The organism is Celeribacter arenosi (assembly GCF_039539485.1).
Lineage (GTDB): Bacteria > Pseudomonadota > Alphaproteobacteria > Rhodobacterales > Rhodobacteraceae > Celeribacter > Celeribacter arenosi.
The window spans coordinates 320,181-344,046 of sequence record NZ_BAABDF010000003.1; the positions used below are offsets into that span (position 1 = coordinate 320,181).

The following is a 23,866-nucleotide window of genomic DNA, read 5'->3' on the forward strand; positions in this document are numbered from 1 at the left end:
TTAAAGGCTTTCCAGAAAACGGATCAGGGCGTCGCGGTCTTCGGGCAGCATGTCCACCACGGCATCACGCGCGACCTCGGCCTCGCCCCCATGCCACAACACCGCCTCAAGGAGCGATCGCGCGCGCCCGTCGTGCAGGAAAAATGTGTGCCCCGAAACCTGTTCGGTCAACCCAATTCCCCACAAAGGCGCGGTGCGCCATTCGCGACCTGTCGCGCGCGCTTCGGGTCGGTGATCGGCCAATCCTTCGCCCATGTCATGCAGCAGGAAATCCGAATAGGGCCAGATCAGTTGAAAACTCTGCGCTCCCCCGTCGGCGAGACGGTTTGTCACGAACTTTGGCTGATGACAGGCCGCGCAGCCGGTGTCGTAGAACACCTCCTTGCCACGCAGAACCTGCGGGTCACCCACATCGCGTCGCGCGGGCACGCCGAGGTTGCGACTGTAAAACGTCACGAGATCGAGCCCCTCATCATCAATCTCGAACTCTCGAACGTCCCCGTCCCCATGCGTCGCCGATTGGCAGGCGGTCTGCATCACCGTGCATTCGCCCGCGCCCGCAGGAAAGAGCGAGCTTGAAATCCCGATGTCACCGGAAAAGGCGGCGGCGGATTGTTCCGTGATCGTGGGCTGACCGGCTTTGTGCCCGAACCGACCCAACATCGGCTGATCGAACTCTGTCGACCACACCACGTTCGCGCGCCCCGAAATACCGTCGCCATTCACGTCATCGGGATCGGCATTGGCGATGATATCCGCCGCAGGAATGGCCTCCACCAACCCCAACCCGATCATCTGGGGCGCCACCCGCGGGCTGAGCATCGCCTCCGCATGCAGCGGTCCATAGCCGAGGTTCGCCGCGCGGTAACTCGGCACCCGCAACTGCGCAACCTCACCCCCCGAAAGCGCAACCTGCACTTCCTGATACGCGACCTCGAACCGGTACTCGGCGGGCACACCCGCGACGCTTTCGTCCTGCAATTGGCTGCCGTAAACCGGATCGGGCAGGGTGGCGATATAATCCTCGATCTCTGCGATACCGTCTTCTGGCTTTCCCGGAATAGAGACGCGCAGGAAAATCGACGTCGCGCTGTCATCGGGCCCGCTCGGGGGATGACCGCGCCCGTCTTTCAGGTGGCACCGCTGACAGGAGCGCGCATTGTAAATCGGCCCGAGCCCGTCAGAGGCCAGCGTGGAGGAAGGCGAGGACACCCAGACCTTTTTGAACAACCCGTTGCCGAGCTTGAATGTCAGTTCCTCATCAAACCCCAAATTCTCGGAGGCATGCGAAAATACATCCCGCACGTCCGTGGCCCGCACTGTGGCGGCGCCGGCGGACATCTCCTCAAACGCTGCGGGGGCAGTGAAATCGACCGGCATCGCGGTCACAGCGGCGATGCGCGCGGCTTCTTCGGGGGTGCGGGGTACGATGTCCAGATGCGGCTCATCCAGAACACCGGCAAGCGCGCTCGACGCCATCATAGCGGCGGCAAAAATGGACGACATCGGGAACAGAGCTGGCTTGAACATAGGTTTGCTTACTGCGAAGTCCCGCCGCGCGCCATGCCCGCGACGGGGAAGAGATTACTCGAACACAGCGCCCGGATTGTCGAGACTATCGGAGCCTTCGATCTCGATCCCGTCCGCACCCAGCACGCTCACAATGCGCTCGATGGTGCGGGTCTGGTCGATGAGCGCATTCACGCCCCCCATCACCAAGGCTTCACCGGCATCATTGCCGCGCTCGAGCATCATGTCGTAGCTCAGCCCCGCTTCGGCTGCGGTCTTGATACGACCGAGTTTCAGCATCGTCTGCGACAGCTTCGTGCGCATTTCCGCGTCCAGAACCGGATCAAGCTCGCTGATCAGATCGGACAAAGACGGCCCTTCGACCAGACGACCATCCGCACGCTGATAGGCCCCGAGGTAGACGTTCTGGATGCCCAGACCGTCATAGTAATGGCTGTTGTGCGTGTTGTCGGAGAAGCAATCGTGCTCTTCTTCGGGATCGTTAAGCATAAGGCCCAAACGCATCCGCTCACCGGCCTGCTCGCCATAGGACAAAGACCCCATGCCCGTCAGGATCGCATCGATACCCGCCTTGGAATCGTCAAGCAGGGCCTGACGCGCCGCGCCATCTTCATCCCACTGCGCGGCCATCCACGTCAGGTCGGACACGAGCAATTCGCTCGCCGCGCGCAGATAGTCACCGCGCCGGTCGCAATTGCCATTGGTGCAATCATCGCCCGTCGCATAATCGGTCCACGGACGCGCACCCGCACCGGCCGCATGCCCGTTGAGGTCCTGACCCCAGAGCAGGAATTCAATCGCGTGATACCCCGTGGCCACATTGGCCTCGACCCCATCCGCCTCATGTAGCGTATCTGACAAAAGCGCAGGTGTGATCTCGGTGGCGTCAATCGTCTCGCCCGACAGCGTGAACTGCGGCGTGGCAACGACATTCAGCACAGCGATCTCGTTTTCGTCCGTTGGACCCCCGTAGGAAGCATCGACATAGTCGATCAGACCCTCGTCGAGAGGCCATGCGTTCACCTTGCCCTCCCAATCATCGACAATCGCATTGCCGAACCGGAAAACCTCGGTCTGCTGATAGGGGACCCGTGCCGCGCGCCATGCAACCTGTGCGGCCTGCAGCGTCAAATCAGACGGATCGGCAACCAAAGAATCGACCGCAGCCAGCAGTTTCTGCGCGCTCGTCAGGCTGTCTTCATATCCCGCCTGAGCGATATTGGCGTAGGTTTCGAGAATGGCGGCGTCTTCAACCTGTGCGAATGCCGAGGTGGCGAATGCGACGACCATGGCCGTAGACGTTGCGAAAAATGGGCGATTCTTCATTCGACTGTCCTTCGATTTCCATTTGGCCGCAATTCCTATTGAATTACTCGGATAAGTCAATCCGACAAAATCAGTCGGAAAATGAAAACCCTCGCCGTCCCGCCATTTCGCACCGTGCACCGCATTTTTGCCCGAAATTTCCGCAGCACGCGCTGTTGCGCACAGCTTTGCGCCATGTAGTAAGATCAAAACAACGCGCGCGGGCCGTCGTTACGAATTTGCTTCATGTTGCCCCCGAACTAGTGAGTCATGTCGCCATGCCCGCCCAGCTTTCCATCATCATCGTCGAATCCGATCGCGACCGCGCCCTGCAGATCGTCGATAGCCTGCGCGAAGCTGGCCCCTTTGACATCAAAGTGATCTCCGAACCCACCGCACTGGCGCGCAAGATCGAAGAACACCAGCCCGACATCGTGCTCATCGACATCGCCAACCCGTCGCGCGATATCCTCGAAGAACTCGCCGTGGCATCCGGCCCGATGGAGCGCCCCGTGGCGATGTTCGTGGACCGCTCCGACGAAGGCCTCTCTGCCGCCGCGATCGAGGCGGGCGTCTCCGCCTATGTCATCGACGGCATGCAACCGGCCCGCGTCAAACCGATCCTCGACGCCGCCATCGCACGCTTTCGCATGTTCCAACGCATGCGCACCGAACTGGCCGAAACCAAACGCGCCCTCGAGGAACGCAAAGTCATCGACCGCGCCAAAGGCATGATCATGAAGGCGCGCGGCGTCGAAGAAGACGAAGCCTACGCCATCCTGCGCAAAGCCGCGATGAACCAGAATAAACGCGTCGCCGACGTTGCAGAGGCACTCGTACTGGCTGCGGGGTTGCTATCATGAGCCCGACCCTGATCCCCGTTGGCTACATCCCCCTCGTGGACGCCGCCCCCCTGATCGTGGCGCAGGAAATGGGCTACGCCGCCGAGGAAGGCATCGCGCTCGACCTCAAACGCGCGCCCTCCTGGTCCTCGCTGCGCGACATGCTCAGCTACGGGCAGGTGGACGCGGCGCATATGCTTTCACCCGTGCCCATCGCCACGGCCATGGGGCTGGGCGGTGGCGGCACGCCTCTGGTTGCGGCCTCGGTGCTCTCGGTCAACGGCAACGTCATCGGCGTCAACGCACGCCTCGAAAAACGCCTGCGCGACATCGGCCACGACTTCGCCTTCAACGACGCCAAAGCGGCGGGCGAAGCGCTCATCGCCGCCGCGCCCGACGGGTTGCGCATCGGCGTGCCGTTCCCCTTCTCGATGCACGCCGAACTGGTGCACTACTGGCTCTCCGCCCTCGGCCACCCCGATCCCTCGCGCATCACCATCCGCACCGTGCCCCCGCCCCTGATGGTGGACGCCATCGGCGCGGATGAAATCGACGCCTTCTGTGTCGGGGAACCCTGGGGCTCCATGGCGGTCGAAAACGGGCTTGGCGCACTGATCCTTCCCGGGTCGGCGATCTGGGCCTTTGCGCCGGAAAAGGTGCTCGCCGTGCGCGCCGATTGGGCCGACACCGAACGCGTGCTGATGGGCCGTCTGATCCGCGCCGTCTGGCGGGCAGGGCGGTGGCTTTCCGATCCCGCGTCGCGCACCTTGGCCGCCGAAATCCTGTCGCGCCCGCAATACCTCGACATGTCACCGGAGGTCATCGATCGCGCGCTGTCCGGCCGCCTCGTGATCAATAGCCGCGGCGAAGAACGTCAGGTCGACCAGTTTTTCGAAACCCACCACGGCGCCGCCAACTTTCCATGGCGCTCACAGGCGGAATGGATCGCACGCCATCTGGCCGAACGCTACGGGCGCGATCCGGACGCCTCCGTGCGCCTCGCGCGGACCGTGTTTCGCAGCGACCTCTACCGCGCCGCTCTCGCGCTCACTGCCGCCGAACTCCCCGGCGCATCCTCGAAAATCGAAGGCTCGCTAACCACCGAAACCGCCGTCGCATCAGAATCAGGCAAGCTGTTCCTGAGGCCGAACCAGTTTTTCGATGGCGCGATTTTTGAGCCAACCACCGATTGATGCCTAAGATTTGGTCATTTTTGACCAAATGGTTTCCGCGCCGCAGCATTTTTTAACCCCGAAACACATTTGGCGCGTTGCGTGACGCGAAACCTTCGGGCACCCAATAGGCCATTGGGAGGCAACGGTGCCCCCGACCGGAATTCACCCACAGACTGGGTATTCAGAGCAAAGCCGCTCGACCGTTCTCTTCACAATGAAGGGATACGTGTCAGCGGCTTTTTTCGTTTTGACCTGCCTTCGGGCGGGGAACGCACAAAGGGACAGACAGATGAAGAACCTCCTCCTCGGCCTCGTTGCCTCTACCACGCTCGCCTCGGGCGGTTGGGCCGAAATGCTCGATCTCGAAAAAGATGAACTGACCTTCGGCTTCATCAAACTCACCGACATGGCCCCCCTCGCGGTGGCCTACGAACAGGGCTTTTTCGACGACGAAGGCCTCTTCGTCACACTCGAAGCGCAGGCAAACTGGAAGGTTCTTCTCGACGGCGTCATCGACGGCACGCTGGACGGCGCCCATATGCTCGCCGGTCAACCGCTCGCCGCGACCATCGGCTACGGCACAGAGGCCCATATCATCACGCCCTTCTCCATGGACCTCAACGGCAACGGCATCACCGTGTCGAACGAAGTCTGGGCAGAGATGAAACCGAACATCCCACAGGATGCTGACGGCAAACCGGTTCACCCGATCTCCGCCTCCGCCCTCGCACCCGTGGTCGAAAAATATGCCGCCGAAGGCAAACCGTTCAACATGGGCATGGTCTTCCCGGTTTCGACCCACAACTACGAACTGCGCTACTGGCTCGCCGCCGGTGGCCTGCACCCCGGATACTACAGCCAGGACAACATCACCGGTCAGATCGGCGCCGATGTCTTCCTCTCCGTGACCCCTCCACCGCAAATGCCCGCAACTCTGGAGGCCGGCACCATCTACGGCTACTGCGTGGGTGAACCATGGAACCAGCAGGCCGTGTTCAAAGGCATCGGTGTGCCCGTCATCACCGACTACGAGCTGTGGAAAAACAACCCCGAGAAGGTCTTTGGCATCAACGCCTCCTTCGCCGAGGAATACCCCAACACCACCAAAGCGGTCGTCAAAGCGCTGATCCGCGCCGCCATGTGGCTCGACGAAAACGACAACGCCAACCGCGCCGAAGCCGTGGAAATCCTGTCGCGCCCCGACTATGTGGGCGCCGACTACGAAGTGATCGCCAACTCCATGACCGGCACCTTCGAATACGAAAAAGGCGACACCCGCGAAGTCCCCGACTTCAACGTGTTCTTCCGCTACAACGCGACATATCCGTTCTACTCCGACGCCATTTGGTATCTCACCCAGATGCGCCGTTGGGGCCAGATCGGCGAAGCGAAACCGGATAGCTGGTACGACGAAATCGCCAAATCCGTCTACAAACCGGAAATCTACCTCGAAGCGGCCCGCCTCCTCGTCGACGAAGGCCTCGCCAACGAAGCCGACTTCCCATGGGACAGCGACGGCTACAAAGCCCCCACACCCGCAGGCGACATCATCGATGGCATTGCCTACGACGGCAGAACCCCGAACGCCTACCTCGACAGCCTGCCGATCGGCCTGAAAGGCGAACAGACCGTCGTTGGCGGCGAAGTTAAGGGCTAAACCCAAGCCCCCCCTGCGGGACGCCGCCCCCTCCGGTGTCCCGCAACCCCCCTTCCTACTGACAAAGGCCCGAACCCATGACCGCAATCGACCCGCAATCCCTTAGCGCCGCCGACCGCGAAGCGAAAAGGGCCCGACTATTCACCCGCATCAACAAAGCCGACGCCTGGTTCCGTGTGCTGGGGCTTTCGTGGATGACACCCATCCTCAAAGCCGTCGCCGGTGACAACCCGCGCGCGCAGTTGAAAGAAATCTGGAAACTGCTCGGCGTGCCCGTGCTCGCCATCATCGGCTTCCTGATGCTCTGGGGCGCGCTTGCCCCGACCGTGCAAACATCGCTCGGCGCGATCCCCGGACCCGGCGCGGTCTGGACCGAGGCTGTGAACCTTCACAAAGACGCCGTTCTCAAATCCGAGAAAAAGGCTGCCTTCCTCGAACGCGTCGAAGCCCGCAACGAACGCTTCATCGCCTCCGGTGAGCCCGACCGCGTCAAAGACATCCCCTACACAGGCTCGCCGTCCTTCTACAATCAAATCTGGACCTCGATCGTCACCGTCTTCTTCGGCTTCCTGATCGGCTCGGCCATCGCGATCCCTCTGGGCATTTTCGCAGGCCTCTCCCCCTACGCCAACGCGGCCATCAACCCGCTGGTGCAAATCTTCAAACCGGTCTCGCCACTGGCGTGGCTGCCGATCGTGACCATGATCGTCTCCGCCGTCTACGTGACCAACGACGGGATGTTCGCGAAATCCTTCCTCGTCTCCGCCATCACCGTGACGCTCTGTTCGCTCTGGCCGACCCTGATCAACACCGCGCTGGGCGTAGCCTCGATCGACAAGGATCTCGTCTCCGTCTCCAAGGTGCTCAAAATGAACACCTACACCAAAATCACCAAGCTCGTTCTCCCCTCCGCCCTGCCGCTGATCTTCACCGGTCTGCGCCTGTCGCTCGGTGTGGGCTGGATGGTGCTGATCGCGGCGGAAATGCTGGCCCAGAACCCCGGCCTCGGCAAATTCGTCTGGGATGAATTCCAAAACGGCTCCTCGCAGTCGCTGGCGAAAATCATGGTCGCCGTGCTGACCATCGGGATCATCGGCTTCCTTCTCGACCGCGTGATGTTCGCCCTGCAATCCCTCTTCACCTTCTCCAACAACCGGTGACCCAGATGACCGTCCTCAAACTCGACAACGTCACCAAATCCTTCGGTGAAGGCACGCACAAACAAACCGTGCTCAACGGGATCAACCTGAGCGTGGAGGAGGGCGAGTTCCTCGTTCTCCTCGGCTTCTCCGGCTCGGGCAAAACCACCCTCATCAACCTGCTCGCAGGCCTCGAAAAACCCAGCTCCGGCAAAATCACCTACCGTGGCAAACCGATCGAAGGCCCCGGTCCCGAACGCGGCGTGATCTTTCAATCCTATTCGCTGATGCCGTGGCTGACGGTGGATGGAAACGTGGCCCTCGCCGTGGACTCCGTCTTTCCGAAAATGTCCTCCGCCGACAAAAAGGCCAAGGTCGATCACTACATCAAAATGGTCGGTCTCGGTCACGCCAAAACGCGCCGCCCCGCCGAACTGTCGGGCGGTATGCGCCAAAGGGTGAACGTGGCCCGCGCGCTGGCGATGGACCCCGAAATGCTGCTCCTTGATGAGCCGCTTTCCGCCCTCGACGCGCTGACCCGCGCCAATCTCGCCGATGAAATCGAACACATCTGGGAGGCGGATAAAAAGACCTGCGTGCTGATCACCAACGACGTGGACGAAGCCATTCTCCTCGCCGACCGCATCATCGCGCTCAACCCCGATGGCACCCTTGGCGACGAATTCCGCGTCACCATCCCGCGCCCGCGCGACCGCACCGAAATGAACAACGACGACACCTTCAAAAGCCTGCGCGCCCAAGTCACCTCCTACCTCATGGATGTCGGCATCAAGGCGAAAACAGAAGGCTCACGCCAACTCCCCAACGTGCGCGCGATCCATTCCGTGCCCGCCGCCGTCGCCAAGGCGCAGGAAGGTCTGATCGACAACCGCTACCTCGATTTCTCCCAGATCCACAAAATCTATCCGACACCAAAAGGCCCGCTCACCGTCGTCGAGGACTTCGACCTCAAAGTGGACCGTGGCGAATTCATCTCCCTCATCGGCCACTCCGGCTGCGGCAAATCAACCGTCCTTACCATGACCGCCGGCCTCAATGACGTCTCCAAAGGCGTCATCAAACTCGACGGCTACGAAGTGCGCGGCGCTGATCCCGAACGCGCTGTGGTGTTTCAGTCGCCAAACCTCTTCCCCTGGCTCTCGGCAAAAGAAAACGTCTCCATTGGAGTTGATCGTGTTTACCCAACAGCCTCCCGCGCAGAACGACAGGACGTCGTTGAATATTATCTTGAAAGGGTCGGCCTTGCTGATTCTATGGACAAACCCGCGTCATCAATGTCGAACGGCATGCAACAACGCGTAGGCATCGCCCGCGCCTTTGCCCTCTCCCCCAAACTCCTGCTGCTCGACGAACCCTTCGGGATGCTCGACAGCCTCACGCGCTGGGAACTTCAGGAAGTGCTGATGGAAGTGTGGGAACGCACCAAAGTCACCGCGATCTGCGTCACCCACGATGTCGACGAAGCGATCCTGCTCGCCGACCGCGTGGTGATGATGACCAACGGCCCGCAGGCCACCATCGGGCGCATCGTCGACGTCGACCTGCCGCGCCCGCGCACCCGCAAAGCGCTGCTCGAACACCCCGATTACTACCGGTACCGCCAACAGGTCCTCGATTTCCTCGAGGAATACGAACATGGCGCGAAACCCAAACCCAAAACGGCTGCAAAAGCCATCGCGGCAGAGTAGGCGGCCCCCGCCCGCTCCCCCGCAAAACCCGTGGCGCATCGCGCCGTTTAAGGAGACGCCCGTCATGGACGCGACACTCGAAACGCCAATCGACACCTTCATTCAGGTGGCCGAAGTCTGGGTCCCGAAAGGCGACACGCTGGTCTATGCCGGCGGCGATTACAACGGTCTGGACACCTTTGAGGCCGCATCGCGCAAAACCAGCTTCGGCATGGGCGAAGGCCTGCCCGGCAAAGCATGGGCCGAAGGTCGCCCCATCGTCCTCAAGGCCTTCGATGGCTCCTACTTCCAACGCACAGAGGCCGCCAAGGAAGTCGGCCTGACCTCCGCCGTTGCCATCCCCGTCTTCGACGATGAAGTTCTCAAAGCCGTGCTCGTCGTTCTCTGCGGTGACGACGCCACCCGCATCGGCGCGATCGAGGTCTGGAGCGATGACGACGCAGGCATGCTCAAACTCGACGACGGCTATTACGGTGCCGCCGAAGAGTTCGAATTCGTCTCCCAACACACCCACTTCCCCAAAGGTCAGGGCCTCCCCGGCGTGGTCTGGGCGGCGCAATCGCCGATCCTGATGCGCGACCTCGGTTCGGGCTACAAATTCATCCGCGCCTCGGCTGCGGGCAAAGCGGGCCTGACCACCGGCCTCGGCATGATCGTCCCGGTCCCGGGTAATAAACCCTACATCCTCACGCTGCTCTCCGCGCTTGGCACACCCATCGCGCGCCGGTTCGAAATCTGGGACGCGCGCAGCGCCCGCATGGGCCAATCGGGCAACGCCGTCCTGATCGACGGCATCTGCCAACGCGAAGGCGCGCTGTGGCGCGACAACGGCGACGGCGTGAACGACGAGGCCCCCGTGGCCAGCGCATGGAAAGGCGTCGTCGGTCAGGTCATCGGCTCCGGCCTCCCCGTCGTCACCCGCTCCAAAGCCGGCCTGCCCGCCGGATACACAACCTTTGTCGGCCTGCCGATTTACCGCAAGGGCGAGCTGTCTCACATCGTCGCCTGGTACAACTGAGAGGATCAGACCCATGAGTAAACAAAAACTCATCGTCATCGGTGCCGGCATGGCCACAGGTCGCGCTCTCGAACACCTGTTCGACGCCGCCCCCGACGCCTACGACGTCACCCTGTTCAACGCCGAGCCGCGCGGCAACTACAACCGCATCATGCTCTCCCCCGTCCTCTCGGGCGAAAAGACCTACGCGGAAATCGTCATCCACGACGCGGACTGGTACGAAACCAACGGCGTCACCTGCCGCTTTGGCGAACGCATCGCCTCCGTGGACCGCGACCGCAAAGTGGTGATCGCCGAGAACGGTGACGAACTGCCCTACGACAAACTGGTGTTCGGCACCGGCTCGAACCCCTTCATCATCCCGCTTCCCGGTCACGACCTCGACGGCGTCATCGCCTACCGCGACCTCGAAGACACCAACACGATGATCGAAAGCTCCGCCATACCGGGCGCACGCGCCGTGGTGATCGGTGGCGGCCTCCTCGGACTGGAGGCGGCAGCGGGCCTGCGCATGCGCGGCATGGACGTCACCGTGATCCACCTCATGGGCCACCTGATGGACCGCCAACTCGACGAACCGGCCGGCTACCTGCTGCGCAAAGCCCTCGTGGATCGCGGCATCGACGTGCGCTGCTCCACCAACTCCAAAGAGATCCTCGGCGAGAACGGCAAAGTCCGCGCGCTCCTGCTCGATGATGGCACCGAAATCCCCTGCGAGTTGCTCGTCATGGCCGTGGGCATCCGCCCGAACGTCAAACTGGCGCAGGACAGCGGCCTCGCCGTCGGACGCGGCATCCATGTCGACGACCAGATGATCACCTCGGACGCCGATATCCTCGCCGTGGGCGAATGCGTCGAACATAACGGCGCGGTCTTCGGCCTCGTCGCCCCGCTCTACGATCAGGCCAAAGTCGTCGCCAAAACCCTCCTCGGAGAGGTCGACGCCTTCCAACCCAAAGAGGTCTCGACCAAACTCAAAGTCACCGGCTGCGACCTCTTCTCGGCGGGCGATTTCGCCGAAGGCGCGGACCGCGAAGACATCGTCTACCGCGACCCCGCGCGCGGCGTCTACAAACGCCTCGTCCTGCAGGATGACAAACTCATCGGCGCGGTGATGTATGGCGATACCGCCGACGGAAACTGGTTCTTCGGACTGATCAAAGACGGCACAGATGTCGCCGAGATGCGCGAAACGCTGATCTTCGGCCCCGCCTATCAGGGAGGGACCGCCTCGGACCCGCTCTCAGCCGTTGCAGCCTTGCCGGATGATGCAGAAATCTGCGGCTGCAACGGCGTTTGTAAAAGCCAGATCGTCAACGCAATCAAAGACGGCGCGGGCACCCTCGCAGACATCAAAGCGGTCACCAAAGCCTCCGCCTCCTGCGGCACCTGCACAGGTCTCGTCGAACAGGTCATGGCCGTCACTCTCGGCGACAGCTTCCAAATGCCCGCCGCCCAACCGGTCTGCGGCTGCACCGATCTGACCCACGAAGACGTGCGCCTCCTGATCAAATCACAAGAGCTGAAATCCCAACCCGCCGTCTGGCAGGAACTGGGCTGGAAAACCCCCAACGGCTGCCACGTCTGCCGTCCGGCGATCAACTACTACCTGCTCGCCGACTGGCCGCTCGAATATACCGACGACCTGCAATCGCGCTTCGTCAACGAACGCAACCACGCCAACATCCAGAAAGACGGCACCTATTCCGTCATGCCACGGATGTGGGGCGGCATCACCAACCCGTCCGAATTGCGCGCCATCGCGGATGCGGCCGAAAAATACAACGTCCCCACGGTTAAGGTCACAGGCGGCATGCGCATCGACCTTCTGGGCGTGAAAAAAGAGGACCTGCCCGGCATCTGGTACGACCTCAATCAGGCCGGCATGGTCTCCGGCCACGCCTATTCCAAAGGTCTGCGCACCGTCAAAACCTGTGTGGGCACCGACCATTGCCGCTTTGGCACACAGGACAGCACCGGCCTCGGCATCCAGCTCGAAAAGAAACTCTGGGGCTCGTGGACACCGCATAAAGTCAAACTCGGCGTCTCCGGCTGCCCGCGCAACTGCGCCGAAGCCACCTGTAAAGACATCGGTATCATCTGCGTCGATAGCGGCTACCAGATCGGGGTTGGCGGCGCGGCAGGCATGGACGTGAAGGAAACCGAACGCCTCGCAGATGTCGCCACCGAAGAGGAGGCCATCGAATGGGTCACCGCCTTCATGCAGCTCTACCGCGAAAACGGCAAATACCTCGACCGCGCCTATAAATGGGTCGCAAAGGTCGGCCTCGACTGGGTCAAGGAAACGCTCGCCGATGACGCCACCCGCACGGCGCTGAACACCCGTTTCGAAATCTCGCAATCCGTCTACCGCAAAGACCCGTGGGCCGATCACGCCGAGAAACGCGCCGACAAATACCAACCTCTCGCAGACCTGACACTGGAGGCCGCAGAATGAGCTGGATCGACATCGGCCACATCGAAGACATCCCCCTGCGCGGCGCGCGGATCGTGAAAACCGCCGTCGGCTGCGTCGCCGTGTTTCGCACCGCAGAGGCAGAGGTCTATGCCGCCTCCAACACCTGCCCGCACAAAGGCGGCCCCCTGTCGGAGGGCATAGTGCACGGCCAGAAAGTCACCTGCCCGCTGCACAACTGGGTTTTCGATCTGAACACCGGACTGGCCCAAGGCGCCGACGAAGGCCAAATCACCACCTATCCGGTCCGTCTGGATGGCGCGCGTATCCTGCTCGACGGCGACGCCGTCAAAACGCGGAGCGCTGCGTGACCGCACAGACCATCAAAAGCACCTGCCCCTATTGCGGGGTCGGCTGCGGCGTCCTTCTCACACCGGACGGGCAGGGCGGCCTCGCGGTCAAAGGCGACCCCGACCACCCCGCCAACTTCGGACGCCTGTGCTCCAAAGGCTCGGCGCTGGGCGAAACCGTCACACTCGACGAACGCCTCCTGACCCCGCAGGTGAACGGCGCGGCTACCGATTGGGACAGCGCGCTCGACCTCGTGGCGCGTAAATTCCGCGACACCATCGACACCTACGGCCCCGACAGCACCGCCTTCTACGTCTCCGGCCAATTGCTCAGCGAAGACTATTACGTCGCCAACAAACTGATGAAGGGCTTTATCGGCTCGGCCAATATCGACACCAATTCCCGCCTCTGCATGGCCTCCTCCGTGGCGGGCCACAAACGCGCTTTTGGCACAGACACGGTTCCCGGCACCTACGAAGATCTCGACGAAGCCGACCTGATCGTGCTCGTCGGCTCCAATCTCGCATGGTGCCATCCGGTCCTGCACCAACGCATCCTCGCGGCCAAGAAAAAGCGCGGCACCAAACTCGTCGTTATCGATCCGCGCCGCACCAATTCCTGCGATGGCGCGGAAATGCACCTCGCGGTCGCACCGGGCGGCGATGTCCCGATCTTCAACCGCCTGCTGAGCGCCATCCACGACCGTGGCCACACCGACCCCGATTTCCTCACCCACGTCGAGGGCGCCGAGGCCGCATTCGCCAGCGCCGCAGATCAGGACATCACCCCGACCGGCCTCTCGGAGGGCGCGATAGAGGCCTTCATCGACCTCTGGCTGAGCCATGAAAAGGTCGTCACGATCTACTCGCAGGGCGTGAACCAATCCTCGTCGGGCACCGACAAAGTCAACGCGATCCTCAACTGCCACCTCGCCACCGGACGCATCGGCAAACAGGGCTGCGGTCCGTTCTCCGTCACCGGCCAACCCAATGCCATGGGCGGGCGCGAAGTCGGCGGTCTGGCCAATATGCTCGCCTGCCACCTCGATCTCGAAAACGCCGACCACCGCGCAGCGGTCAAAGATTTCTGGTCCGCCCCCGCGATCCCCGATGCCGCCGGCCTCAAGGCCGTGGACATGTTCCGCGCCGTGGGCGAGGGGCGGATCAAGGCGCTCTGGATCATCCACACCAACCCCGCCGTCTCCATGCCCGACGCCAATGCCGTGCGCGACGCCATCGCGGGCTGCGACTTTGTCGTGGTCAGCGACATCACCGCACAGACCGACACCGCGCGTCTTGCCGATGTGATCCTGCCCGCCACCGCATGGGGCGAAAAGGAAGGCACGGTCACCAACTCCGACCGCACTATCTCGCGCCAACGCACCGTGCTGCCCGCCCCGGATGGCACGCGCCCCGACTGGGACATCCTCGCCGACGTGGCCCGCCGCATGGGCTATGGCGCGGCCTTCGATTACGCCTCTCCGGCGGAAATTTTCCGCGAATACGCCGCCCTCTCGGGCATCGCGGGCGGCTTTGGGCGCGACTTCGACATCTCCGGCCTCGCCGACCTCACCGACACCGAATACAGCGCGCTCGAACCGACCCGCTGGCCGGTGAGCGATGGAAAAACCGGCGGCCGCTTCTTTGCCGACGGACAGTTCTACCACCCCGGCGGCAAAGGCCGCATGATCCCCGTCACCTACCGCGCGCCCGCCGCCAAAACCGCGCGCAAATACCCATTCCGCCTGAACACCGGCCGCATCCGCGACCAATGGCACACGATGACGCGCACCGCGCTGAGCCCGCGCCTCTCGGCCCATCTCGCCGAACCCTTCGTGGAAATCCACCCCGAAGACGCCGCCGACCTGTCCATCGCCCCCGCCGATCTCGTCACGATCCAGAGCCCCGAAGGCACCGCGATCCTGCGCGCGCGCATCACCGACACCGTGCAGCGCGGCACCACCTTTGCCCCCATGCACTGGACCGGCGAAACCGCGCCCTCGGCACGCATCGACGCGCTGGTCGCCGCCGTCACCGACCCGATCTCCGGACAACCCGAAAGCAAAGCCGCCGTCGCCCGCCTCAGCCGCTTTGACGCGGACTGGTACGCCTTTGCCGTCTCCGCGCGCCCCGTCGCCCCCGACTGCGCCTATTGGGCCCGCGCGCGCACCCATTCGGGATGGCGCGTCGAACTCGCCGGCACCGGCACCATCGCGGATTGGGAGGCCGAGGCACGCCGCCTGTTTGACCTGCCCGACCTGCCGGCCCTGTCCCTGATCGACGTGCAACGCGGCGCGGCGCGGCTCGCGTTTTACGATGGCGACACGCTCGTCGCCGCGCTGTTCGTCTCGCGCACTCCGGTCGCGGTGATGCGTGACTACCTCGCCTCGCTGCCCTCCGAGGGCGGCCCCGATGTCCTCTCGGGGCGCACACCTGCCAACCGCCCCGACCCCGGACCGGTGCTCTGTTCGTGTTTCAGCGTCGGCGTGAACACCATCCTGCGCGCCATCGAAACCGATGGCCTGATGACTGTCGAAGCCGTCGGCGCCGCCCTGTCGGCAGGCACCAACTGCGGCTCGTGCAAACCCGAAATCGCGGCACTTCTCGCCCAAACCAACCTGCGCGCCGCCGCGGAATAGACGCGAATTGTTCGACAACTATAATCGCATCGTCCTAAAACCTTAACGATCTACCACACGGATGCCGCATTCCGGCAAAAACCCGTTAACGCCTGACCCCCTACCGTCACCGAGGGTTTCGAGCGGTGGTGGGACATGGTCTCTTTTCTATATGGATCAAAATACGGGGCGTCGGATGATATCCTTTTCGAAGGCATCTCCGACCTGCAGACCGTTGAGGTAAACGGGGTCACCTACCTCTATGCCGTGAACACGGCCCATGATCTGGTCGCATCCTTCAGCCTCTCCGCCGATTTCAACACCCTCACCCACATCAACGACCGCTCGGTCACCTCCTACAACGGTGACGTCTCGGGCATGGCGATCGCTGACCTCGACGGCACGCTGGTGCTCGCGCCGACCGGATCCACGTCACTCTCCTTCGGCTTTTACGTCCTGCGCGCTGACGGCGGCATCGGCGGCTATCACCGCACGCTCGACAATGCCCCCGCCTTCACCACCCTCGCCTTTAGCGAAACCGCAACCGGCAGCTCCCTCGCCATCGGCGTGCTGCGCGACAGCGACGAAATCGGCGTCTACCGCACCGACACCGGCACCTCCCTGACCCAAATCGGCTCGCTGCCCGCAACGGGGCTCGCCGACAGCACGATCACCACCTTCACGCAGGGCGGCCAAACCTACGTCGCCCTCGCCTCGCGCGTGGACAACAGCGTCACACTCTACCGGCTCTCCGACGATGGCACGCTGCTGCGCACCTCCGAATACGGCGCGAATTACCAACTCGGCCTCAATACCCCTGTCGACATGCAAACCGTGACCATCGGGGATCAAACCTACCTGCTCGTTGCCGGTCAGGAGAGCGACTCCCTCACCGTCCTCGGCATAGACGCCGACGGCGCGATGAACCTCGTCGACCACGCCATCGGCAGCACCGCCACCCGCCTGCACCAACTCACCGTCATGGAGCAGATCGAGGTCAAAGGGCACCACTTCGTCATCGTGGGCGGCGGCGCGGATGGTCTGACCCTGTTGGAGGTCCTCCCTGACGGACACCTGATCACCCACGGCTCGATCGCCGACACCAATGCAATGACGCTCGACAACGTCTCCGCCCTCGTGGTGACCGAGGCCAATGGCCAGATCAACGTCTTCGTGGCTTCCGAAACAGAGGTCGGCGTGACCCGCCTGACCATTCCGACCGACACGCTCGGCACTTTGGTGACGGGCACGCAGGCCGGTGAAACCCTGATCGGCTCGGCCCTGTCGGACACGATTTTTGGCGCAGGCGGGGGTGACAACCTGCTCGGCCTTTCAGGCGATGACATCCTCGTCGACGGCACCGGCGCCGACAGCATGACCGGCGGCGCCGGCGCGGATCGTTTCGTGTTCAACGCGGACGGCAAAACCGACACGATCACCGATTTTTCCATCACGCAGGACCGCCTCGACCTGTCGGCTTTCCCGCTCCTGCGCTCCGTGGACCAACTCAACATCATCCCCACCGCCACAGGCGCGCGCGTCACCTATGGCGACGAGACAATCGAAATCCATAGCGACACAGGATACCCGATCCTCCCCGACCAACTGCGCGCCCGCATCGACCTCCCCCTTTCGCACATCACGGAAGGCGCCAGCGCGCCGGGCGAAGTTTTCACCGGCACCACTGGCAACGACATCCTGACCGGATCGGGCGCGGGCGATCTGTTCGAGGCATGGGATGGCGACGACATTCTCGTCGGCATGGGCGGCGCGGACAGCTATGTGGGCGGGGCAGGGCACGACACCGTCGACTTCTCGTGGTCGCAGCGCGGCGTCACAATCGACCTGCTCGCCGCACAGCTCAACACCGGCGACGCCTTCGCCAGCCACTTTGACGGCATCGAAGCCTTCATCACCTCCGACCTCGCCGACGAATTCTACGGTGATGATGACGCCAACCACGTCAATCTCGGCGACGGGAGCGACATCGCAGAGGGCCGTGGCGGCGACGATTATTTGAACGGTGGGCGCAACAATGATCTGCTGCGCGGTGGCGACGGCAACGACACCCTCTTAGGCGGCCACGGCCGCGACACGCTCTACGGCGATGCAGGCGACGACGTCCTCGATGGCGGCACCAAAGACGATGTACTCCACGGCGGCGATGGCAATGACACCCTGCACGGTGGCAGCGACGACGACATCATGTATGGCGACGCAGGCAACGACACGTTCACAGGCAGCAACGGCGTCGATTTCTACGATGGCGGCACGGGCCGCGACACCGTCGACTACTCCGAAGAATCCGAATTCGTCGACGTCGACCTCGCCGACGGTCAGGGCACCGATGGCGCGGCGCTCGGCGAAACCCTGATCTCCATCGAAAACCTGATCGGCACCGCCTTCGCCGACCACCTCTCCGGCTCATCCGCCGCCAACGAACTCCACGGCGGCGCGGGCAACGACTACCTATCCGGCATGGAAGGCGACGATGTGATCTATGGCGACGACGGCGACGACTGGATCATCGGCGGCACCGGTTCAAACATCCTCGACGGTGGTGCAGGCATGGACACAGTCGACTACTCGAGTGCGGCTCTGCGAATAACACTCAACCTCTTTGTGCCCGACTCGAATTTCGGCGCGGCCGCAGGTGACACCTTTTCGAGTATTGAGAACGTCATCGGCACCACCTTTGACGACGTTATTATAGGTTCTGACAACGATAATTTTATCTTTGGTGGCGCAGGTGACGATCGCCTCTTCGGACGCGACGGCGACGATAGATTCGAATACTCGGCAGGCGCCGATTACATTAATGGTGGTTCGGGCTCTGACTCCATGAGCTACGCTTCCGCAAATGGCGCTGTTCGAGTTTGGCTGGCCGATCCGGTCCGCAATGCAGGAGAAGCAGCGGGCGATGAACTCTACTCCATCGAAAATCTAGAAGGCACGGACTTCGACGACCGCCTACTGGGCACGGATGGCGCAAATATCATGATCGACGGGTCAGGCGACGACGTCGTTTACGGGTACGCAGGAAAAGACACATTTATGTGGTCCAATGGGGCCGACTACCTCCACGGAGGCTCAGGTACCGACACGATGGATTACTCCAAGGCCACCGAACGCGCCGTTGTTTATCTGGACGAGCCTGAGCGAAATGGCGGAAGCGCCTCGGGTGACACACTGATTTTGATAGAGGATCTTATTGGCTCCGCATTCGACGACGTGCTCGTTGGAACGGCCGGGAATAATACGTTTTACGGCGGCGCGGGTAATGACCGACTTTGTGGCTATGGCGGAGCCGATACGTTTATCTCTTCCGAAGGCGCGGATACCATCTATGGGGGGGGTGGCAGGGACCATTTGACGTTTGCCGACGCAAATACGGGTATCATAATTCGCCTACTCGAAACCGATAGGAATAGCGGAGCGGCCTCGGGATACGAGTTGTACTCCATTGAGGACATAACGGGCACCTCTTTTGACGACTTGATCCTAGGAGACGACGTTAGCAATGCAATCGTTGACGGCGCAGGAAACGACCATATCTGTGGGTATGGCGGCAACGATTTCTTCTTCCATTCTGATGGATACGACTCATATTACGGCGGTGACGGCTCCGATACGATGTCCTTCCTAACGGCCACAGAGGGAGTGACGATCTGGCTGGGCGATAATAGTTTGAACGCCGGTGCAGCCGCACAGGATCTATTCTACTCGATCGAAAACATAGACGGTACAAACTTTGATGATGTCATCGTGGGCTCAAACGCCGCAAACACCGTCACTGGCGGAGATGGCAACGACACGATCTCGACCCTCGGTGGTCGCGATGTCATAGACAGCGGCGCAGGCAACGACCGCCTGGCAGGCGGTGGCGGCACAAATACGCTCACTGGTGGAGCGGGCAATGACACGTTTGTTTTTGAACGCGGCCGCGACACCGTGATGGACTTTGATCCGGCCATGGACGACCTCGTTTTTGCGTCCTCATGGGCGAGCGGAAATCATGCCACCGATATCGACATACTACGAGCGAGCGCGACTGACACAGACGCTGGCCTTATCATCGATCTCGGTTCGCTCGGTGTCATTACTCTGGTCGGAGTGACGGGTTTCTCCTCGATCGAGGCGTCAATCTCCTTCGCCTGAACCGCCGCGCATAGCCCGTTAAATGCGCCCCAATGCCGCCGCGAGATAGAGCGACACCGTGCCGATCCGAGATTGGCGAACCAACCCCGCCGCCCGCACCGCGCCCAATGCCTTCACCCCGCGCGCCGCGCGCGCCGCGACGAACCGGTCGAAGGTCGCGCAGGCCTCGGGCGTCAAATGGGGGCGCATCGCCTCCAGAGCCACGGTGTTCTCATCATTCCATCCCGCAAACCGTCCGGTGAACAGCCCTCTGATCCGCGCCATCTTCGCCTTGAATCCGGTGTTCGACCCGATCAGGTTTTGCCCGTGCTGGCGATAGTGCAGACAGGGTTCGGGATCATAAATCACCGGCAGTCCCGCGCCCGTGGCGATCTGATAGGCCCACCAATCATGCACGGCGGGCAGCCGTTTCTTTGGCGTAAGCGCCAATAGATCACGCAACCGTCGATCAAAGACCATGGTATTGCCGCCCGCGAGGCTCTGCACCAAAGCATTCTCGAAAGACGGCGATTTGCGGAAATGCGACGAGGTGCCCAAGGGCGCCCCGTCTTCGCCCACATAGGCGGTCCGCCCGCCAACCAGAGCCGCCCCCTCTGCCAACTGCGCCAATCGCACCGCCAGATGATCGGGCATCCACACATCGTCCTGATCGCAAAACGCAAAATAATCCGCGTCGATTTCGGGCCGCGCACAAAGCGACAGGAAATTTGCCGCCGATGTGCCCCGTCGCGGACCGTCCACCAAATGCACCTGCCCGGGATGGGCCTCTGCAAAATGTTCCACAATCGCGCGGGTGCCATCGGTGGATCCGTCATCGCTCACCCAGAGGGCCCAGTCTTTGTGGGTCTGCGCCGCGATGGACCGTAGCTGTTCGCCGATAAAACGCGCGCCATTGTAGCTCGCCAACAGGATCGCGACCGAGCGGCCCTGCGCCATGCTACAGGTTCTCCATCAGATCGCGGTAATAGCGGTTGAGCAAAATCAACCCCGTCACAAGGCACACCAGCGCGAAGAGATAGACATAGGTCAGGTCCACATAATCGCCGCGATAACTGTTGTAGAACCCTTTGCGCATTTGCCCGACCACATGCACGATGGGATTGTATTCCAACCATGCGCGATAGGGCTGGGGAACGGCTTCGTGCAGAAACAGCACGCCCGAAATGAACACCAACGGGCGGTTGACCGCGTTCCAGAATTGCTCGAACAGCGGCGATGCGGTCGATAGCGCACAGGCCAGCGCACCGACCCCCAACCCCAAAACCGCCGCCGCCGAAATCCCCGCCAGAACCTCCACGGGGCGGAACACAGAATTGGTCTGCGAGGCCATAACCAGAACCCCGATCACCACCGAAAAGATGATCACCTGCGTCAACGCCGTCAGGATAAAACGCGCCAAAAGCGCATCAACATAGGTCACAGACGGATAGCTCAAAAGCTGGCGCGAATACTTCAACGAACCGGTGATTTTCGACTCGACCTCACGGTAGATCGTGTAGGGAAACAGCCCCGTCGCATAGAACAGGGCAAAGCTCGTCCCCAAGGGCGGCGAGCGCAGCGCGAGCGAAAACACCACCGACATCAATATGATACCCATGACCGGCGTAACGATAGCGTAGAGATAGGCGAGGCGCGATTTCCCGTAGGTCGTCGCCATTTCACGGATCAGCAACGCCGACGTCGCGCGCACCAGAGAGCGCAGCATTGAGCGCCCTGCAACCGGCTGCGGGGTCACCGCCCGTAGGGGTTTTCTCGGTGCTGCGCCTTGGGCCGCGTCCTGGTCGTCCATGCCGTCCGTCGTGACTTTGTTCTTTTGAACCCGTGCCAACTGATATAGATACACAAGGGTCCAGGCAACGAGTTAGTATAAATGTCCGCCAAAGCCGACCCCACGGACGGGCCGCCCCTGACGCCCTACGAGCAAGAAATGCAAGAGCGCCGTCGCCGCCAGGAAGCGCACCGTGCGCGGGTGAAATCCGCGGGCGAAACGGCGGAGACCGATATGCAAGATACCCCCGAAAAGGTCCCTGCCGACACGACCGGCGCAGCGGCAAAAGCCGGCGGCGCGAAAAAACACGCACCTACCAAGGATTTCAAAGGCCCCAACCGCGACCGCATGAAACCCGTCGCGGCACCCGCCCGCCTGCGCCGCCGTCACGTCACCCTGATGGCGAGTTTCGTGGCCTTCGTCCTGCTGCCCGTCGCGCTCTCGGCGTGGTATCTCTACACGCTGGCCTCCGATCAATTCGTCTCGCGCGTCGGGTTTACCGTGCGCACCGAAGACGTCGCATCCTCCTCTGATCTGCTGTCCGGCTTCACCTCACTGAGCGGTGGAAAAGCCTCCGACAGCGACATTTTGTTCAGCTACCTGCGCTCGCAAACCCTCGTCGAAGACCTCGACGAACGCATCGACCTGCGCTCGCTGTTCTCCAAACCGGAACGCGATTTCTACTTCGGCTTTGACCCCGCCGGCACGATCGAGGACCTCACCGAGCACTGGCAGCGCATGGTCAAAGTCTACTACGACGAAGGCTCCGGTCTGATGGAATTGCAGGTCAACGCCTTCTCCGCCGAGGACGCCACCCTGATCGCAAATGAACTGCTCGCCCTATCGAGCACCCTCGTCAATGAACTCAACGCGCAGGCCCGCGCGGATTCGACCCGCTACGCGCGCGAAGAACTCGAAAAGGCGCTCGAGCGGCTCAAAGAGTCGCGCCGCTCCGTTCTGGCGTTTCGCAATGAAAACCAGATCGTCGACCCGAACGCCGACATCGCCTCGCAAAACAGCCTGATCACAACGCTGCAACAACAACTCGCCGAAACGCTCATCGAATACGATCTGCTCGCGGCCTCCACCAACCGCGAAAACGACCCGCGCATCCAACCGCTGCGCCAACGCATCGACGTGATCCGCGACCGTATCCGCCAGGAACGCTCCAAATTCGGCGCAGGCACCGACGAAGACGGCGGCGCCTTCTCCGAACTGATCTCCGAATACGAAGGGCTCAGCGTCGAACGCGAATTCGCCGAGCAATCCTATATCTCCGCCCTCGCCGCCTTCGATAGCGCGCAGGCCGAGGCAGGCCGTCAAAGCCGCTACCTCGCCACCTTCATCGCGCCCACTCAGGCCGAACGCTCGACCCATCCCAAACGCGCCCGCCTGCTCGCGCTCACCGCGGTCTTCGCGCTCCTGATCTGGGCGACCGGCGCGCTGATGTATTACGCCGTGCGCGACCGACGCTAACCCGCCATGATCCACCTTCAGGACCTTTGGAAAACCTACCGCTATGGCCGCGATCGCACCGTGGTCGCGGCGGGCCTGAACGCGGTCTTCCCGACCGGCGTGACCGTGGGCCTTCTGGGGCGCAACGGGGCGGGCAAATCAACGCTCCTGAAAATGATCGCGGGCACAATCCAGCCGGATTCGGGGGATATCCACTCCACAGGCACCATCTCGTGGCCTATCGGATTTGGCGGCAGCTTTCACCCCGAACTGACCGGCGCGCAAAACATCCGCTTTATTGCGCGCACTTATGGCGTGGACACGGATGAGCTGACCGACTTCGTTGAGGACTTTGCCGAACTCGGCCAAAGCTTCCACCATCCGCTGCGCACCTACTCATCGGGCATGAAATCACGACTGGTATTTGGCACCGCCATGGGCATCGGATTTGACACCTATCTGGTGGACGAAGTCACGGCCGTGGGCGATGAGGAATTCAAACGTAAATCGCAGGCTGTGTTCCGCGAACGCCTTTCCGCGGCCTCGGCGGTTTTTGTGTCGCACTCCAACCGAATGATACTCGATCTCTGCGACGCGGGCGCGGTGATCGAAGGCGGCCACCTCTATTACTACGACGACATAAAAGAAGCGCTACATCATCACCGGTGGAACCAACAAAACCTCAGCCGCGTCGAAGACAACGTCGCGCGCGGCAAAGGCTGAGCG

Annotated in this window: 16 protein-coding genes; 12 read left to right on the forward strand and 4 right to left on the reverse strand. The window is 62.1% G+C overall.

Translation table 11 applies throughout. From position 1 onward, the window contains the following. Entirely contained in the window at window positions 1-1,530 is a 1,530-nt protein-coding gene (locus ABD815_RS03790) for a di-heme oxidoreductase family protein (protein ID WP_425549836.1), read from the reverse strand. Window positions 1,531-1,584: 54 nt separating this feature from the next. Next, window positions 1,585-2,820, reverse strand: a complete 1,236-nt coding sequence (locus tag ABD815_RS03795) for an imelysin family protein (RefSeq protein ID WP_344844259.1) — start codon at window positions 2,818-2,820, stop codon at window positions 1,585-1,587. A 293-nt stretch (window positions 2,821-3,113) separates the two neighbouring features. Here ABD815_RS03795 and ABD815_RS03800 point away from each other — a divergent pair, with 293 nt between their 5' ends. The 10 genes from ABD815_RS03800 (at window position 3,114) to ABD815_RS03845 (ending at window position 19,917) form a co-directional block, all read left to right on the forward strand. Further along, on the forward strand, window positions 3,114-3,698 hold the full coding sequence (locus tag ABD815_RS03800) for an ANTAR domain-containing response regulator (RefSeq protein WP_344843664.1): 585 nt from the start codon (window positions 3,114-3,116) through the stop codon (window positions 3,696-3,698). Beyond that, entirely contained in the window at window positions 3,695-4,870 is a 1,176-nt protein-coding gene (locus ABD815_RS03805) for an ABC transporter substrate-binding protein (protein WP_344843665.1), read from the forward strand. The genes ABD815_RS03800 and ABD815_RS03805 overlap by 4 nt, the downstream gene beginning before the upstream one ends. A 271-nt stretch (window positions 4,871-5,141) precedes the next feature. Then, window positions 5,142-6,509: a CmpA/NrtA family ABC transporter substrate-binding protein gene (locus tag ABD815_RS03810; RefSeq protein WP_344843668.1), complete on the forward strand. Its 1,368-nt coding sequence runs from the start codon at window positions 5,142-5,144 to the stop codon at window positions 6,507-6,509. Between the two features lie 77 nt (window positions 6,510-6,586). Next, window positions 6,587-7,669, forward strand: a complete 1,083-nt coding sequence (locus ABD815_RS03815) for an ABC transporter permease (RefSeq protein WP_344843670.1) — start codon at window positions 6,587-6,589, stop codon at window positions 7,667-7,669. A gap of 5 nt (window positions 7,670-7,674) precedes the next feature. Then, complete coding sequence (locus ABD815_RS03820) at window positions 7,675-9,357, forward strand: ABC transporter ATP-binding protein (protein ID WP_344843673.1); 1,683 nt, start codon at window positions 7,675-7,677, stop codon at window positions 9,355-9,357. Window positions 9,358-9,421: 64 nt separating this feature from the next. Further along, window positions 9,422-10,375, forward strand: a complete 954-nt coding sequence (locus ABD815_RS03825) for a GAF domain-containing protein (RefSeq protein ID WP_344843675.1) — start codon at window positions 9,422-9,424, stop codon at window positions 10,373-10,375. A gap of 13 nt (window positions 10,376-10,388) precedes the next feature. After that, window positions 10,389-12,833: a nitrite reductase large subunit NirB gene (gene nirB / locus ABD815_RS03830; RefSeq protein WP_344843678.1), complete on the forward strand. Its 2,445-nt coding sequence runs from the start codon at window positions 10,389-10,391 to the stop codon at window positions 12,831-12,833. After that, window positions 12,830-13,162: a nitrite reductase small subunit NirD gene (gene nirD, locus ABD815_RS03835; protein WP_344843680.1), complete on the forward strand. Its 333-nt coding sequence runs from the start codon at window positions 12,830-12,832 to the stop codon at window positions 13,160-13,162. The genes nirB and nirD overlap by 4 nt, the downstream gene beginning before the upstream one ends. After that, entirely contained in the window at window positions 13,159-15,780 is a 2,622-nt protein-coding gene (locus ABD815_RS03840; protein WP_344843682.1) for a molybdopterin-dependent oxidoreductase, read from the forward strand. Before nirD ends, ABD815_RS03840 begins: the two co-directional genes overlap by 4 nt. 135 nt (window positions 15,781-15,915) lie before the next feature. Further along, a complete protein-coding gene (locus tag ABD815_RS03845; RefSeq protein ID WP_344843685.1) occupies window positions 15,916-19,917 on the forward strand; it encodes a hypothetical protein in 4,002 nt (1,333 codons plus the stop codon). A gap of 18 nt (window positions 19,918-19,935) precedes the next feature. Here ABD815_RS03845 and ABD815_RS03850 read toward each other — a convergent pair whose 3' ends face one another. Further along, a complete protein-coding gene (locus ABD815_RS03850) occupies window positions 19,936-20,853 on the reverse strand; it encodes a glycosyltransferase family 2 protein (RefSeq protein ID WP_344843688.1) in 918 nt (305 codons plus the stop codon). 1 nt (window position 20,854) lies between these two features. Further along, window positions 20,855-21,706, reverse strand: a complete 852-nt coding sequence (locus tag ABD815_RS03855; protein ID WP_344843691.1) for an ABC transporter permease — start codon at window positions 21,704-21,706, stop codon at window positions 20,855-20,857. Between the two features lie 81 nt (window positions 21,707-21,787). On the opposite strand from ABD815_RS03855, the gene ABD815_RS03860 reads away from it, so the two are divergent. Next, on the forward strand, window positions 21,788-23,161 hold the full coding sequence (locus tag ABD815_RS03860) for a KpsE/RkpR family capsule polysaccharide export protein (RefSeq protein ID WP_344843694.1): 1,374 nt from the start codon (window positions 21,788-21,790) through the stop codon (window positions 23,159-23,161). A gap of 6 nt (window positions 23,162-23,167) precedes the next feature. Then, on the forward strand, window positions 23,168-23,863 hold the full coding sequence (locus ABD815_RS03865; protein WP_344843697.1) for an ABC transporter ATP-binding protein: 696 nt from the start codon (window positions 23,168-23,170) through the stop codon (window positions 23,861-23,863). Window positions 23,864-23,866 lie beyond the last annotated feature (3 nt).

Coding starts and splice junctions, on each gene's coding strand:
- ABD815_RS03790 (WP_425549836.1), bottom strand. CDS start 1,530: ATGTTCAAGCCAGCTCTGTTCCCGATGTCGTCCATTTTTGCCGCCGCT.
- ABD815_RS03795 (WP_344844259.1), bottom strand. CDS start 2,820: ATGGTCGTCGCATTCGCCACCTCGGCATTCGCACAGGTTGAAGACGCC.
- ABD815_RS03800 (WP_344843664.1), top strand. CDS start 3,114: ATGCCCGCCCAGCTTTCCATCATCATCGTCGAATCCGATCGCGACCGC.
- ABD815_RS03805 (WP_344843665.1), top strand. CDS start 3,695: ATGAGCCCGACCCTGATCCCCGTTGGCTACATCCCCCTCGTGGACGCC.
- ABD815_RS03810 (WP_344843668.1), top strand. CDS start 5,142: ATGAAGAACCTCCTCCTCGGCCTCGTTGCCTCTACCACGCTCGCCTCG.
- ABD815_RS03815 (WP_344843670.1), top strand. CDS start 6,587: ATGACCGCAATCGACCCGCAATCCCTTAGCGCCGCCGACCGCGAAGCG.
- ABD815_RS03820 (WP_344843673.1), top strand. CDS start 7,675: ATGACCGTCCTCAAACTCGACAACGTCACCAAATCCTTCGGTGAAGGC.
- ABD815_RS03825 (WP_344843675.1), top strand. CDS start 9,422: ATGGACGCGACACTCGAAACGCCAATCGACACCTTCATTCAGGTGGCC.
- nirB (WP_344843678.1), top strand. CDS start 10,389: ATGAGTAAACAAAAACTCATCGTCATCGGTGCCGGCATGGCCACAGGT.
- nirD (WP_344843680.1), top strand. CDS start 12,830: ATGAGCTGGATCGACATCGGCCACATCGAAGACATCCCCCTGCGCGGC.
- ABD815_RS03845 (WP_344843685.1), top strand. CDS start 15,916: ATGGTCTCTTTTCTATATGGATCAAAATACGGGGCGTCGGATGATATC.
- ABD815_RS03850 (WP_344843688.1), bottom strand. CDS start 20,853: ATGGCGCAGGGCCGCTCGGTCGCGATCCTGTTGGCGAGCTACAATGGC.
- ABD815_RS03855 (WP_344843691.1), bottom strand. CDS start 21,706: ATGGACGACCAGGACGCGGCCCAAGGCGCAGCACCGAGAAAACCCCTA.
- ABD815_RS03860 (WP_344843694.1), top strand. CDS start 21,788: ATGTCCGCCAAAGCCGACCCCACGGACGGGCCGCCCCTGACGCCCTAC.
- ABD815_RS03865 (WP_344843697.1), top strand. CDS start 23,168: ATGATCCACCTTCAGGACCTTTGGAAAACCTACCGCTATGGCCGCGAT.